We start from the raw sequence: 14,047 nt of genomic DNA on the forward strand, positions 1-14,047 counted from the left end.
CACGCCCGTGCAGTCCAACCCCTTGCAAAACGGGAGTTTCTCATTTTCCCCTTGAACCTCGATGGGCTCGGCCTCATATTGTGCATTGCGACATCGGTCGCGTCCGCGATGCGGCCGATGGCGTAACGCACTTCTTGGGCGTTTCCTCCCTAGACTCGGGCCGGAGCTTCTGCTCCGGCCTTTTTTTATTCCGTCCCTCCACCGTCGATCCCTCGATCGTCGGTCGAGAAGAGCCGCACCGGCCGGGATGAGGGCGCCGACAAGCTCACAGGCCCATCCTGGTGCCGGCGGGACCGGGACCGGGCCGGGAGCGCCCGCAGCGGCGGCCTCCCGTGCGTCGCGGGGATGCCGTGCCCGCGGTTCAATGGCCGCGCAGGGCGTCCTTGTCGAGGCGGCCGAGCACGCCCACCAGTTCCTCCATGTGCTGGGCCAGGACCTTGAGGAACGGCAGACGCTCCAGGGTGGCCTCCTCCATGTAGAGGTCGCGGTTGATCTCGATCTGCAGGGCGTGGACGCCGCGCCGCGGCCGGCCGTAGTGGCGCGTGGTGTAGCCACCGGCGTAGGGGGCGTTGCGGGTGATGGTGTAGCCCTTGGCGCGCAGCACGCGGTCGGCGGCGTCGGTGACGGCGGCGGCGCAGGCGCTGCCGAAGCAGTCGCCGAGCACGATGTCGACCCGCCGTCCCTCGCGCTCGCGCTCGCCGCCGGCGGTGGAGCCGGCCGACGGCATGGAGTGGCAGTCGAGCAGGACGGCGTGGCCGAAGCGGTCGACGGTGGCGTCGACGAGGCCGCGCAGGGCGTCGTGGTAGGGGGTGTGGAAGCGCTGGACGCGCTCGGTGGCGTCGGCGAAGCGCAGCTTCTCGCGGTAGATCTCCTCGCCGTTGGCGACCACGCGGGCGATGGTGCCGAGGCCGGCGGCGACGCGCGGCGAGCGGGTGTTGACGAAGCGCGGCAGGCTGTCCTCGAACATCTCGGGGTCGAGCTCGTAGGCCTCGCGATTGGCGTCGAGGAAGGCGCGCGGGAAGAGCGCACGCAGCAGCGGCGCGCCGAGCGTGGGGGCGGCGGCGAAGATCTCGTCGACGAAGGCGTCTTCGGACTTGCGCAGGGTGCGGTCGTCGAGCCGGGACGCGGCGAGGAACGCCGGCGGATAGTCGCGTCCGCTGTGCGGCGAGGCGACGACGAGCGGCAGGGTCTGCTCGGCCGGCCGCCGGATGTCGAAGGGCCGGTCCAGTCCGGCGGGGGCGTCGAAGTGCGCGTCCATAGCCTCAGTGATGTAGTCCACCCGGCGGGCGCTGTCACGCGGCACCGTCGCCGGAACCGCCGATCGGCCTCGCCGACAACAGGCCGCCCCGCCCGGCCGCCCCGCCGATCCGGAGGGGATCCCCCATCCGCGCCACCACCCCGGCCGCCCCGCAGGCCCGGTCCGGAAAAAATCGCCGCGAAGCGAAAACATTGGGTTGCACGGGTCTGCGGTTGGTGCTAAATCCCACGCCCACGCCGGACGGGCCGCCACCAAGGCCCACCGGACGGGCGCGTAGCTCAGCGGGAGAGCACTACGTTGACATCGTAGGGGTCACAGGTTCAATCCCTGTCGCGCCCACCATGAAGGCCAGTAACCTCAACGGGTTGCTGGCCTTCGCCCGTTCTGGGGCCCGGCGCAGTGGGCTAGCAACTGGCTAGCAACTGTGTGGGCAGCCGACGGACACGCGGGAAGGACCGCTACCGCCGCCCCGTGGAGGTCTGCTGAACCCACCCGGATAGCAGGTCGCGATACCCGCCCTGCATGAGTGCAAGGCCGCGCCGGACGAGATAGCGCACCTGATCGCGCAAGGGGCTGCCGCGGAACCATTCGTCCTTCATACGGTCGGCCCCGAGCAGGGCAATGGCCATCTCGCGGATCGAAGCGCCGTCGAGATGCCCGTCGAGCACCTGGAGTGCGCGGCCGAGCATGCGGATCTGGTAAGGCGTCAGGTCCGGTGGTTGGCCCGGGCCGACGACGGAGCGGTGGAAGCGCTTGAGCGCGGCACACTGCACGTCCAAATCGCCGTCGAGCGCGATGAGCGCCCGCAGCGGCGTTCCCGGCGATGGGAGTTCCCTCCCCTCGATCCAGAAGCGGCGTTCGTGCGGCCCCTTGGCGAGCGCCACGTGGAAGCCGCTGCCGGTTTCCAGGATCGCCTGGCGCGACACCCCCCACCACGGATCGAATCGCGGCAAGGTGGGATTGGCCATCTCCGGTGCCGGCGACAGCCGCACCAGGCCGGGCAGCAATTCGGGCCGCCAGAAGACGAGCGTGTCAGCGCCGCTTTTGTCCGGGTCCTCCAGGACAGTGCAACCCCCAATCGCCGCTTCCGTCGTCGTCGGACGGACGGCCCGCCAGCCGAGCGGCCTCGACGTGCGCCTGGTAGTCGGGATTGCGCCGCAGGAACTCCCAGGCCCAGCACGAGGCGGGGAGAGATAGCGCGTACTGGTACGCGGCTGGATCGCGCCAATCGTTCTTCGCCGTCATGGCTTTGCCGCCCGTGCGCAGCGTCCGGTTGTCTGACTCCAGAAGATGAACCGCATACCTACAATTTGCGAACACACGAACGGCGTACGCGCCGAAAACGGCGGTGTACTTCCCCGGAATCGTATTGTCGGCGATCAATCGCCCATCCGGAGAAGGTGTCTGTGGCCGGAGCGTGACAGCCAACGGGCACGGGCGAGGTGGGCGGCGTGGATGCGCAGCGTCCGGTCGGGCTCGCTCCCCGGATCGAGGCCCAGCACAATGCGGGCGACCTCGGTGGGGTCGGCGCCATCCGCCTCGGCGTCGAGGAGGCGGAGGTAGGTTACGAGATGCGCGCGGTCATAGTCCGTCACCCCGTCCGCCTGCGGCGGTGCGTCGGCGAGCACGGGTTCGCGTTCGGGCAGGACGACGGGCATAATGTCTCCGGGACGTTCAGCGTGCGGGCAACGCTGGTGACCAAGATGCGCATGCCCTCGCCGGGGGCAACGACGCATCCGGAGGGGTCGCACCAAACTTTCAGGGTATTCGCGGAAACGGCCTTTCAGGGAGCGCCGGCCGCTCGGCTTTCGAACTCCATGACCATGCCCCGGTCCCCCGTTCCGACGACAGGAACACCGCGCCCTGCGCTTCAAGCGTGCGGCATACGGCGTCGGACGTGGCGTCGTAGGACCGGCTCACGAGCGGAAGTCGTTGGCACGCAGGCCGCCGCGCAACAGCAGCAGCATCGGCTCGCCGGCTTCCAGCGTGATGGCGGGGGCGCGGTCGAGGAGGTCTTTGGCGGCCTTGTCGAGGGGCCGGTCCATGGTGTGGCCGAGAATGCCGCCGATGAGGCTGCCGCCCCCGGTCAGGGCGGCCACCCCGACGTCCACCGCCGTGGCGGCGGCGATCAGCAGGCCGGTCTGCACCCAGGGGACGCGCACCGAGCCCGCCAGCCCGGCCGCACCGGTGGCATCTGCGCCGACGGCGGCGACGCGCACCATGTCGTTGCGCGGCCAGGGCCGGGTGATCACCGGGTTGGCGACCTCGATGCGCTTCTGACCCCGGCTCACGGTGGCGCCGACGTCGAGCGTCACGATGGAGCCCGCCGGCACGGCGAGGCAGGCAAAGGCGGCGTCCCAGACATCGCGCGTCACCCGCGCCGTGACGATGCCGCCACGCTCGGTCACCACCCGGTTGACGGTGGTCGCCGGGATCGGTGTGCCCGGCGGCACGAAACAGTCCGACCCGGCGTCGGCAAAGTCCGAACCACCCGTGGTGGCGCCCTCCCCGCCGGGCTCCGCCTCCTTGCGGCTCCAGCCACCGACACCGGTCTCCATGGCCTTCTTGCGGAGATTGTCCTCACGCGGCGCGGCGTGGGTGCGCGGCGGGGCCGGTGCCGGCGTTGGCGACTGTGCGGGCGCCGCGAAGCGAGGCTGCGGCGGCGGTTCCGGCGGCGGCTTCGGCGCCATGTCCTCGTAGGTCGGCAGGGACGGCTCGCGCCGCGCCATGTCGAGGGTGCCAAGGGCGTGCGGCGTGGCAGCGTCCTGGCTGCGGCCCAGCATGTAGCCGGCCACGCCGAGGCCGATCACCGCGGCCGCCACCAGGACGATGCGCAGCACGTGCGGCCCCGCGGTCACCACCCGGTGACGGGCCAGCGGGTCGGCCGGCGGCGGAACGTCGAGGCCGGGGCTCACGGCCGGGTCCTCCGGATGTGCACCGCGCGCGCACCCAGCGCCAGCAGCAGGTGGTCGTGGACGCCGGCGACGCGGTAGGTGGCGTTCATGGTGCCGTACTGCACCGGCATTCGCGTGCCGTCCTCCGCGATGCGCCACAGCACCGGGGCGCCGTAAGCGCCGAGCGCGCCGGGGGTGAAGTTGATCACCGTGACCTCGCCGTCGTCGCACACCGGCGGCTGGCCGTCCGCCGTCGGCACCGGCCGCCACTCCGGCGTGTCGCCGTCGAGCGTGTAGGTGCAGCGGCGGTCGCGGTAGGCCAGTTCGGTGGTGCGGTCGCGCGCGGCGCTGGAAACCACTGGACGGGGCCCGTTGAGGGCGGCCAGCCAATCCTCGGGGTAGCGCCAGCGCACCTCGACGTGGTGCGTGCGCTTGTGGGTCTCGACGTTGAGGTCGTATTTCCGCTCGTTGGTGAAGAGGGAGATCTGGTGGTTGAGCCCGGCGCGGCGCGGCATGAAGGCGATGCACTCGGTGCGCGCCGGCCCCTTGCCGAAGCTGTAGGGATGGTGGGGTATCCACACCTGGGCACCGGGAGCCACGATGTCGCGGACCACCTCGCCCGGCTTGAGGCACACCAGGGTCTGGTTCCCCTCGGCCATGTAGACCAGGTACTGCTGGTCGGGCTGGTACCAGTACTCGCAGCTCTTGCCCTTGAAGCAGGTCAGCGTCGGCAGCTCCAGCGCCGCCTCGTTGGCCTGCCCCACCCAGGCCCGCGTCTGCGCCCGCGACGGCCGCGGGGTGAGCTTCTCGCGCGGCACCGTCTCCATGCGGGTCGGCGGGATGCGCAGGTCGGCCATGGTGTAGGTCCGCGGCGGCGGTGCGCCGGCCACCGGGGTGCCGGGCCCCTCGGCGGTGGTACAGGCGGCGAGCAGCGGCAGGACGAGCAGCGATACTCTCATGGATTGGACTCCGTGGCGTCGGGGGAAGGCCGCAGGGCGAGCGGGGTGCCGCTCGGCTCGGAGAAGCCGGTGATGGAGACGCCGTCCAGCGCGCCCTCGCGGGGCGGCCCGTCGGCGGTCACCACGGCGGTGCTCATCAGCGCCTTCGAGCGCGGCTTGAAGGCGCGGTACACGGTCTCGGTCCAGACGACGTGGAAGGAGGAGAGGCCGGTGTTGGGATCGCTCTCGCGCTCCTGGACGCGGACGTCGGCGACGTCGCGGGTCCAGCCCTCGGCCGGGTCGAGGTCGGCGGCCAGCAGGGCGTCCCACTTGCGCTCGGCCCCGCCGGTGAGCCGGGCACGAGCGGCGGCACGGTCGCGGGCCAGCGTCACGGGATCGATGCCGATGCGGCGCTGCCAGCGCACGAACCAGCGCACCGCCTCGATGCGCGCCCCCTTGGAGGGGGTGAGCACGGTGTCGAGCAGGACGAGGCTCTGGTGGCCGTCGAGCGCCTGCTCGACCCGGTAGACCGGCTTGGTGCGGGCGATCTCGACGAGCCGGCCTGCGATGCGCAGGTTGTCCCAGGTCATCAGGGAGCCCCAGGAGAGGCTGAGCACCACCAGGCCGAGGTACCAGCGCTTCAGGCGCAGTGCCTTGGCCTCGCGGCTGGCGCGGTAGGTCATGGCGGCGAGGTACTTCGCACTGTCGGGCACGGCCGCATCCGGCGGGTCGTAGGTGTTGACGACGCGCTCCTTCATCGATCGTCCTTTCCGCTGCGGGGGGAGTCGGGGCCGCGGAACCAGGAGTCCTCGCCGCCCCAGCGCTGGATCAGGCGGCTGGCTTGCCCGCGCGTCAGAGAGGGGTCGTAGGGGCGCCCGGCGGCGAGGCGGTCGAGCTCGGACCGCTGGGCGGCGGTCATCGGCTGGTCCCAGCCCCTGGCGTTGGCATTGCCGCCCCGGCTCCCGCCGTAGGTGCCGGCGGGATAGCGCCGGCCGGCACCGCCTTGTGCGGGATCGCTGCCGCTGGTGCCGCCCCCGCCGGTGGCGACCGCGGCTGTGCTTCCCCGCGCGGCGTGGCGCAGGCCACTCCACAGCGCGGAGGCTCCCACGGCGAGGCTGGCCGGCCCGCCGGCGGTGGCCGCGGCAGCCCCGGCCACGGTGCGCGCGCCGAGCCAGCCGGCGGTCCACAGGGCGGCCAGTGCCGTCATGCCGTCCATGACGGGTCCGCCGTTCACCAGACCGGCGGCGGCGCGCGGCGCCTTGATGGCGAGCACGAAGATGGCCGCCGACAGCACGGCCACGCCGAAGGCCTGGGCCAAGGTCGGCGTGCCGTCGAAGGTCAGTCCGATCAGGGTGGTGCCGCACAGCGCGATGATGCAGCCGAGCACCAGGAGCTTGAGCGCGGTGGCTGCGATGTAGCCGATGGCGCGCTCGGCGACGAAGCTGGTGGGGCCGAGCACGGCGAAGGGGATCGCCAGATAGGCGGCCAGCGACAGCAGGCGGTATTCCAGGAAGGCGAGGAACACCTGGATTGCCAGGATGCAGAAGCTGACCATCACCACCAGGGCCGACAGCAGGAACAGCACGATCTCGACGAAGTTGAGGAAGAAGTCGATGGGCCCGAGCATCTCCTTGACCCGCAGCATCAGCGGGATCACGGCCTGGATGCCGAGGTGGGCGATGTAGCCGGGGTCGTCGAGGGAGAAGCCGCCGCCCGGCACGAGGCTGGCGCCCTGGTCGGCGGCGGCACGCATCAGCGCCGCCGATCCCGCGGGAAACCACTCCACCAGCTGGCCGATGGCGGCGAACTTCAGCAGCATGCGCAAGAAGGGCCCGTGCACCGCCGCCTTGCCCTCGAACAGCCAGAGCAGCAGCGCCAGCGTGTAGGACAGCATCATCAGCAGGCGCAGGGCAGCGTGGGCGTCCGGCCCCAGGGCGCCGAGGCCAGTGACCGCCGCCGCCGTCAGCTGCTGCAGGGCGATTGACAGGGCGCTGACGTCCATGGGCTCACCTCGGGGGACGGTAGTCGCCGATGCCGCGCCAGTCCGGCGACCGCTCCAGGCGTTCCAGGGCGCTGCGGCCGGCGTCGGAGCGGGCGTAGAGGACCAGGGCGGAGGCGGCGGCGATGCTCAGCAGCAGCATGACCATCAGCGCCATGAGGATCTGCCGCAGCGTCATGGCTCAGCTCCCCGGTGCGCCGTAGGTGTCGAGGCCGCGCCAGGCGATCAGCGTGTGCTGGCGGGCGCGCTCGACGGCAGCCTGCTCGTAGTCGAGCTGGGTTTCGACGGCACGGTCGTGGGCGGCCTGCATCATCAGGAACTGGCCGGCGACCTCCGCCGACAGCAGCGTCGCCTGGGCGCCGGCGTCGAGCGCACAGGTCTGGCCCTCGCAGGCCTTCAGCGCCGCCATGAGGTTCCGGGCGCGGGCCGGGTAGTCCTCCACCCCGGTCATCACGTCGGCGGAAACCAGCTTGCTGGCCCGACTGGCGGCGCGGGCGAGCCCGGCCTGCTCCGCCTGATGCGCGGCGAGCGCCTCGGCGGTCATTCCCTCCGGCAGGGCGTCGGGGTAGAGGGCGGCGAACTGGGCGTCGACGGCGGGCAGGCTCCACAGCACGCGCTCCACCATGGCGGCGGCCTGGCGGGCGCTGGAGAGGCGGGTGGCGATCTCGACGCGGGTGTCGAGGTCGGCCAGCCGGCGCATGGTCACGAGGTTCTCGATCTGGCTGATCATGTGCGCGGTCTGGGCGATCAGCTCCAGCTCCTGGGTGTGGACCATCTCCTCCACCACCAGCGGCCGGCTCTCGACGATCGGGCAGCCGCCGGCCTGCGATCCCGTCGCGGCATCGGTGGCCGCGTCGACGACGCCGGCCACCGCCGAGAGGGCGGAGCCGAACAGGCCGTCGCCGTCCTCGGAGAAGCAGCCGGCCCCACCGCCACCGCCGAAGAAGCTGTTGAGCAGGCCGCCGAGAAAGGCGTGGGCCGGCGGAGGCGAAGCGACGGCGACGGTCAACGCCACGGCCACCGCCGTGGTCGTGCGCATCCAACGCGTGTTCATGGAGTGTCTCCTTCCGTTTCCAGAGCACTGGCCGCCTCGTGCAGGCCGTTCCGGCGCAGCCACTCCACTGGGAAGCGGTCGGGCCCGACCTCGGTCATCAGCTCGAAGGCGCGGCGCTTGGCAGCGGCCCCGCCGCTGCCGCAGACGGCGAGCGCCACGGGGTCGAGGTTGAGCTGGGCCAGCCGGCTGCCCTCGGGCGTCTTGAAGAAGACGTCGCGCCGCGGCATGGCGCGGGCGACCTGCCCCGCCTGGGTGGCGTTCAGCCCCCACTCCCGGTAGAGCGGCCGCTTGGCGGCGTTGGCGTCGGCCAGCAGCACCAGCACCTGGATGGTCTTCAGCATGGCGGCGATGGCCGAGCCCGCGATGTCGTCGAGCTGGTGGGTGGCGAGCACCAGGGCGACGTTCTTCTTCGGCCCGCGGCGGCGCAGCTCGTCGAGTTCGGCCGGCTGGTGCTTGAGCGCCTTGAACGCCTCGTCCACCAGGAACAGCGTCGGCCGGCCGTCCTCGAACAGGCGGTAGAAGCGGCGGAACAGGGCGTCGATCACCGGCACCGCTCCGGGGCCGCGGTCGATCAGCGCGCCGATGTCCACCGTGGTCCAGCACGAGCCGGGGAAGCGGTCGTGCGCGGCGTCCACCAGGTCGCCATAGGGGCCGCCGCGACAATAGGGCTCCAGCGCCACGCGGACGGCGTTGTCCTGCACGAGGTGGGCGAGGTGCGAGAGCGTGCGCTCCGCCGGCGGCGACACCGCCAGCAGGCGCAAGGCGGCGTCCACCGCGTCTCCGGCCTCCGCCGCCGACAGGTTGCCCGGAGCCAGCACGCCCTGGCGGCGCAGCAGGTCCATGACGAAGCCGTGGCCCCAGGCGAAGCCGCCGGGCGTGTCGACATCGGCAAGCGGCTGCAGGGCCAGATCCTGGAGGGCGCCGTCACCGGCCCCCATGGAGAGGAACGCCCCGCCGACCGACCAAGTGGCGACCAGCGAGGTGCTCTCGGTGGCGTCGACGTCGATCCACACCACCCGGCCGCCGGGCACGCGGGCGAGGAACTGGTGGCCCATCAGCGCCAGCACCGTGGACTTCCCGGTGCGCGGCGGGCCGATCACCAGCGCCGCCCCGTCCGGCCCCTGGTGCAGGTCGAGCATCAGCGGCGTGCCGCCGTCGGCTTCCAGCTGCATCAGCGGATCGCACCGGAGGTGCGGGTTGATCGCCGGCCCGCCCCAGGCGGAGGAGAGGATCAGGAAGTCGGCGAGCTGGACCTGGGTCAGCGGCACCTTGCGCGGGTTGGGGCGGACATGGCCGGGCAGCGTGCCGTACCACGCCCGCTCGGCTCCCCAGGTCTCCTCGATGACCGTGAAGCCCAGGGTGCGCAGCGTCTTCACCAGTTCGTCGCGACGCTCCTCGACCTCGGCGACGCTCGCCCCCCACAGCACCGCGGTCGGCGTCATCCAGCCCGAGCTGGTGCCCGCCTGCTCGGCCTCCAGGCGCGCGGCTTCGGCCTCCAGCGCCTCCATGACGCCGACGGGATCGTGGCGCAGCGCGGTGTAGCCGCCGACGGCCCGCAGCAGCACCGAGCGCCAGTCGTAGGAGGTGTCGTCGTGCTTGCGCCACAGGGCGGCGAAGACGCCGCGGGCCTGCACGTGGTCCATCGCCTCGAAGCGCACCGACCAGCGCAACGGAAAGGGCAACCGGTCCAGGGCGTTGAGCAGGCCAGGGTGGCTGGAGCTGGGGTAACCGCCGATGCCTACGACGCGGACGTGCCACGCCGCTCCGCCGTTGCTCCAGGCGGGGAACGAGCCGGGCACCAAGCCGACGTCCACCAGGTTGGCCTTGATCGGGAATCCCGGCAGGTCCGGAGCGGCGACGAAGGGCTGGTGGATCGGCGAGACGCAGGCGTGCAACAGGGTCTGCACACCATCGTCGTCCAGCATGCGGGCCCGTCCCACGGCGCGACCGAGGAGGGCGGCGAACTGCAGCACCAGCTGGCGGAAGGGCTCGACGTGGTCGCGCATGACGTCGGGCCGGGCGCGCTCGGGCGGATTGCGGGTGAACCAGCCGGCGACCGACCGGGTGCGCCGGCGCGTCGGCGTGTGGGTCACCGCCACGAAGGTGCGGGTGCGCAGCTGCCGGCCGGCGTCGTCGAGGCGGGCGCGGCGCTCGGCGTCGATGAGCTCCGGGACCGGGTGCGCCCCGGTGGAGCGGGGATAGCCGGCCGCGGGTTGGCGCTGCATCTCGAAATGGAAGGTCCAGCCGCCGGTGAAGGGGAACAGCACGTTGCCGGCGGCGAGCACGGTCTGCTGGAGCTCGGCCGGGTCCTGGCCCTCCTGGTCGCGCCCGCCGTACTCGACGACGGCCATGAGCGCACCGTCCTCCTCCAGCAGCACCACGCCGGGCCAGACGAAACAGTCCCACGGCAGGTGGCGGGAGAGCGCGTCGAAGCCATCGTCGAAGGCGGTCAGGTCGAGCATGGCCTCACCTCGGGGCACGGTAGGCGGAGAGACGCAGCGAGCGGCCGCGGGTGCGCACCGCCCGCAGCAGCCAGGCCGAGCTGTTCTGGCGGACGATCTCCAGCCACCAGGGATCGCGGCGGGTGAGCGCCCGGGCGGCGAGGAAGACCAGCAGGAACCCCGCCACCGCCTGGGGAATGGCGCCCAGCGCCAGCCACAGCTCCGCGGCCAGCCAGACGGCGATGGCCAGCAGCTCCATGGGCACGCCAAGCGGCATCTTGGTGGGACGCACCGAGGTGCGGCGCACCGGCTTCTCCCATCCCTCCGGCAGCGGCGGGGCATCCATGGTCACACCCCCGCCAGCGCGATGATGCCGTCGCGCATGCCGTAGGCGGCGGCCCCGGCGACCGTGAAGACGAACACCACGACCCCGGCGATGCGCGAGAACATGGCGGCGATCAGCGCCAGCAGCAGACCGGCGGTGACGGCGATCGGCACGAAGTTGGCGTCGAACACCGCCTGCCAGGACAGAAGCTCCGCCCCGAGGTTGGCGATCACCTGGGCGTGGGCCGGCTCGGCCGTCCACGCCAGGACCAGCGCCAGGGCAAGCGCCCGGCGCGCGTTACGAAAGGTCTGCATGTTGCTCTCCCTCATCAGCGGCCACGAAGAGCGGCCGGAGCACGAAGCCGCAGGCGGGGTCGTAGCCCTCGACCCGCACGATCTCGTTGACGAAGCGCCGCCCCCGGGGGTCGCGGGCGAGGTGGACGACCGCGTGCACGGCTCTGGCGATCCACCGCATCTGCAGCGCGTCCATGGCCACACCGCCCAGGCCCACCATCTGGGCGATGCGGTCGAGCGCATCCCAGGCCGAGCCGGCGTGGACGGTGCACAGGCCGGGATGACCGGTGGTCCAGCCCACCACCATCTGGCGCGCCTCGGCCCGGCGCACCTCGCCCAGCACCAGGTGCGTCATCGGCACGCGCAATGCGCCGGCCACCAGCGCCTCCAGGGTGACCGGCGGGTCGGCCCAGGGGTCGGCGACCATGGAATAGGCGAAGGGGCACGGCGGCTCGAACTCATACGGGTCCTGAAGCACCGCCGGCAGGCCGTCGCGGAAGGGGGGCTCCTCCAGGCAGGCGCGCAGCAGCGTCGTCTTGCCGGTGTCGACGTCGCCGGCGATCACCAGCGTGCGGCGCTCGGCGATCAGGCGGCGGAGGATGGCCGCCTGCACCGGCGTGGCGGCCCCGGAGGCCGTCCAGTCGTCGAGCGTGATGCGGCCGCGGTAGGGCTTGCGGATCGAGCAGGCCGGGCCGGTGGTGACCGGCTCGACGTCGGCGTGGATGCGCTCGCCGGTCTCCGGCAGGGTGACGTCCAGGGTCGGACGGTCGCGGCGCAGCTCCTTGCGCTGGAAGCCGGCGACGTGGGCCAGGAAGCGGCGCACCTGCTCGGGATCGGCGTCCCGGACGAAGGCCGGCACCGGGCCGTCCTTGACCAGGACCCGGCACCGGCTTTGCCCGTGCAGCGGCGGCAGCACGAGCACGTTGGCCACGTCCGGCCGGCGCAGCAGGTCGCCGAACAACTCGTCCATCAGCCGGCGCAGGGCGGCCAGCAGCATCTCGCGGCGGGCGGGTTCCGCGTCGGTTGTCATGACGCCTCTCCGCGCTTGCGGCCGCGGCGCTCCCACTCCGCCAGGATGGCCGCCTTGGTCTCGGCGACGGCCTCGGGGTCGAGGTCGTGGGCGACGTTCAGCAGGGCGAGCTGGGTCAGCACCATGTCCTCGATGCGGAAGATGGTGGCCTCGATCTGCTCCTCCTCGACACGGGCGCGGGCCAGCGCCGACAGGCCGCGGTCGACCACCAGGGTGACGGCCTCGCTGAAATGGCGCAGGCGGTGGCGCTCCTGCACGGTTTCGATCTGGCGGGCGAGCTCCGCCGGGATGCGGGCCGAGATGTGGTGGAGCCGGGGGGCGTCATGGTCGCTCATGGTTCAGCCTCCCCGCTCAAACGATGGTGCGCCGGCGCGGCCGGCGGGTCGGCGGTGTCGGCGGTTCCTCCTCGGGCAGGTGCTCGCCGAACCAGCGGTTGGCGTCGGCCTTGGGCGTCCAGGTCCCGGCCGGCGGGCCGTAGAGGCCCTTCCAGGTGGCGTCGGAATAGGGATGCAGGCGGGTGCCGCGGATCGGCTTGCCGTAGCCGAAGACGATCAGGTCGTTGCCGTCCATCTCCAGCGCGGCGTGCATCGGCATCACCGGCCGGCGGTCGACGCGCACGCCCCGGCTCACCGTGGGGAAGAGGTCGAACAGCCCCTTGGAGGTGGAGCGCGTCGGCACCTCCTCGATCGCCTCGCCGACCATGCGGCTGATGCGCTCGGCCTCGTCCGAGGAGTTGGGGCGGAACACCACGAGGCGGCAGTTGGCGGTGAGGCCCTTGCCGTACTGCTCCTCCACCTCCGACAGGCTCTGCGCCAGGAGGAGCAGGCGCACACCGTATTCACGCACGTAGCGGATCCACTCCGCCGCCTCGGCCATGCGGAACTGAAGGAACTCGTCGAGCGCCACCAGGAGGCGCCAGCGCCGCGCCCGTCCGTCGTCGGCGCGGTCGCGCTCGACGGTGAGGAAGTCGATCATCTGCGTCAGGATCAGCTTGAAGACCCGGCGCAGGCGCCGGGCGTCGAGCGGCCGGGCGACCATGTAGAGGGTGACCGGCCGGTCCCCGGCGACGAGGTCGGAGATCGAAAAGTCGCTGGCGGCGGTCTGCGCCTCCAGCACGGCATCCTCGAACTCGGCCAGCAGCACCGAGCAGGTGACGTAGACGGATTTGCGGTAGTGCAGGCTCTTGTCGACGGGACCGCCGTCGCGGGCACCCTTGGCCGCCTGCGGGTCGTCGCGGCCGCCGTCGACGGCGGCCACGCTCTTGTCCCACAGCTCCTGGGCGGCGCGCCGGGCGGTGGGATGGACGCCGTCGCGCAGCATCCGCTTGAGGCCCTCGTCGCCGAGCAGGATGTGGCGCCGCGCCCCGGCCAGCGATTTCTCGCTGTCGGGGGCGCAGGTCAGGAGATAGACGAAGACGCCGGTGAAGTAGGAGAAGGCGGCGTTGCGCCAGTGCCCCTCCTTCTCGCCCTCGGTGAGGATGCGGGCGGCGTGCTGGCAGTCCGGCACGAGGCAGGGCGCCGGGCGCACGGCCATCAGCGGGTTGTAGCGCGGGCCCCCGGCGCGGGCGAGGTCGAGGACGATGACGTCGCCGTGGCGCTCGCGGGCCGCGCCGGTGTCGCGCACCAGCGAGCCCTTGAAGTCCCACACCACTGCGCTCTCGCGCCAGCCCTCGAACAGCGTCGGCACCACACCGGTGGTGGTTTTCCCCGAGCCGGTCGGGCCGATCATCAGCACCGGCTGCATGGTGCGCTCGCGCAGCGGCCGGGAGCCGTAGGCGCCGAGATAGATGGCGGAGTCGGAGATCATGGCGTGGCC

The 14,047-nt window shown here is 72.2% G+C and carries 16 protein-coding genes and 1 tRNA gene; 1 reads left to right on the forward strand and 16 read right to left on the reverse strand.

What is annotated here, in order from left to right; all coding sequences use genetic code 11:
• Positions 1-361 precede the first annotated feature (361 nt).
• Positions 362-1,258, reverse strand: a complete 897-nt coding sequence (locus ACSBPG_RS26855; protein WP_435540362.1) for an N-formylglutamate amidohydrolase — start codon at positions 1,256-1,258, stop codon at positions 362-364.
• Positions 1,259-1,525: 267 nt separating this feature from the next.
• Here ACSBPG_RS26855 and ACSBPG_RS26860 point away from each other — a divergent pair.
• Positions 1,526-1,600, forward strand: a tRNA-Val gene (locus ACSBPG_RS26860).
• Between the two features lie 116 nt (positions 1,601-1,716).
• Here ACSBPG_RS26860 and ACSBPG_RS26865 read toward each other — a convergent pair.
• The 15 genes from ACSBPG_RS26865 to ACSBPG_RS26935 form a co-directional block, all read right to left on the reverse strand.
• The gene (locus ACSBPG_RS26865; protein ID WP_435540315.1) at positions 1,717-2,265 is read right to left on the reverse strand and encodes a DUF2285 domain-containing protein; all 549 of its coding nucleotides are present in this window, start codon (positions 2,263-2,265) and stop codon (positions 1,717-1,719) included.
• Positions 2,266-2,290: 25 nt separating this feature from the next.
• The gene (locus tag ACSBPG_RS26870; RefSeq protein ID WP_435540316.1) at positions 2,291-2,641 is read right to left on the reverse strand and encodes a transcriptional regulator domain-containing protein; all 351 of its coding nucleotides are present in this window, start codon (positions 2,639-2,641) and stop codon (positions 2,291-2,293) included.
• Positions 2,638-2,916, reverse strand: a complete 279-nt coding sequence (locus ACSBPG_RS26875; protein WP_435540317.1) for a DNA -binding domain-containing protein — start codon at positions 2,914-2,916, stop codon at positions 2,638-2,640. The genes ACSBPG_RS26870 and ACSBPG_RS26875 overlap by 4 nt, the downstream gene beginning before the upstream one ends.
• Positions 2,917-3,174: 258 nt before the next feature.
• Positions 3,175-4,173: a TrbI/VirB10 family protein gene (locus tag ACSBPG_RS26880; protein ID WP_435540318.1), complete on the reverse strand. Its 999-nt coding sequence runs from the start codon at positions 4,171-4,173 to the stop codon at positions 3,175-3,177.
• Complete coding sequence (locus tag ACSBPG_RS26885; RefSeq protein WP_435540319.1) at positions 4,170-5,111, reverse strand: TrbG/VirB9 family P-type conjugative transfer protein; 942 nt, start codon at positions 5,109-5,111, stop codon at positions 4,170-4,172. The genes ACSBPG_RS26880 and ACSBPG_RS26885 overlap by 4 nt, the downstream gene beginning before the upstream one ends.
• Positions 5,108-5,848, reverse strand: a complete 741-nt coding sequence (locus ACSBPG_RS26890; protein WP_435540320.1) for a hypothetical protein — start codon at positions 5,846-5,848, stop codon at positions 5,108-5,110. The genes ACSBPG_RS26885 and ACSBPG_RS26890 overlap by 4 nt, the downstream gene beginning before the upstream one ends.
• Positions 5,845-7,092 carry a type IV secretion system protein gene (locus ACSBPG_RS26895; RefSeq protein ID WP_435540321.1) on the reverse strand — a complete coding sequence of 416 codons (1,248 nt, stop codon included), beginning with the start codon at positions 7,090-7,092 and terminating at the stop codon, positions 5,845-5,847. Before ACSBPG_RS26895 ends, ACSBPG_RS26890 begins: the two co-directional genes overlap by 4 nt.
• A 4-nt stretch (positions 7,093-7,096) precedes the next feature.
• Complete coding sequence (locus tag ACSBPG_RS26900) at positions 7,097-7,267, reverse strand: hypothetical protein (protein WP_435540322.1); 171 nt, start codon at positions 7,265-7,267, stop codon at positions 7,097-7,099.
• A 3-nt stretch (positions 7,268-7,270) separates the two neighbouring features.
• Positions 7,271-8,143 (reverse strand): hypothetical protein, encoded by an 873-nt coding sequence (locus ACSBPG_RS26905; RefSeq protein WP_435540323.1) that lies wholly within the window; start codon positions 8,141-8,143, stop codon positions 7,271-7,273.
• Positions 8,140-10,605, reverse strand: coding sequence for a conjugal transfer protein TrbE (locus tag ACSBPG_RS26910; protein ID WP_435540324.1), 2,466 nt, complete (start codon positions 10,603-10,605; stop codon positions 8,140-8,142). Before ACSBPG_RS26910 ends, ACSBPG_RS26905 begins: the two co-directional genes overlap by 4 nt.
• Positions 10,606-10,609: 4 nt before the next feature.
• Positions 10,610-10,930 carry a VirB3 family type IV secretion system protein gene (locus ACSBPG_RS26915; protein WP_435540325.1) on the reverse strand — a complete coding sequence of 107 codons (321 nt, stop codon included), beginning with the start codon at positions 10,928-10,930 and terminating at the stop codon, positions 10,610-10,612.
• A 2-nt stretch (positions 10,931-10,932) separates the two neighbouring features.
• Entirely contained in the window at positions 10,933-11,223 is a 291-nt protein-coding gene (locus tag ACSBPG_RS26920; protein ID WP_435540326.1) for a hypothetical protein, read from the reverse strand.
• Positions 11,207-12,232, reverse strand: coding sequence for an ATPase, T2SS/T4P/T4SS family (locus tag ACSBPG_RS26925; RefSeq protein ID WP_435540327.1), 1,026 nt, complete (start codon positions 12,230-12,232; stop codon positions 11,207-11,209). The genes ACSBPG_RS26920 and ACSBPG_RS26925 overlap by 17 nt, the downstream gene beginning before the upstream one ends.
• Positions 12,229-12,567 carry a hypothetical protein gene (locus tag ACSBPG_RS26930; RefSeq protein WP_435540328.1) on the reverse strand — a complete coding sequence of 113 codons (339 nt, stop codon included), beginning with the start codon at positions 12,565-12,567 and terminating at the stop codon, positions 12,229-12,231. The genes ACSBPG_RS26925 and ACSBPG_RS26930 overlap by 4 nt, the downstream gene beginning before the upstream one ends.
• Positions 12,568-12,583: 16 nt before the next feature.
• A complete protein-coding gene (locus ACSBPG_RS26935) occupies positions 12,584-14,038 on the reverse strand; it encodes a type IV secretory system conjugative DNA transfer family protein (protein ID WP_435540329.1) in 1,455 nt (484 codons plus the stop codon).
• Positions 14,039-14,047 lie beyond the last annotated feature (9 nt).

The sequence above is a fragment of the Azospirillum sp. ST 5-10 genome, assembly GCF_051225715.1.
In the GTDB taxonomy this organism is placed as follows: Bacteria; Pseudomonadota; Alphaproteobacteria; order Azospirillales; family Azospirillaceae; genus Azospirillum.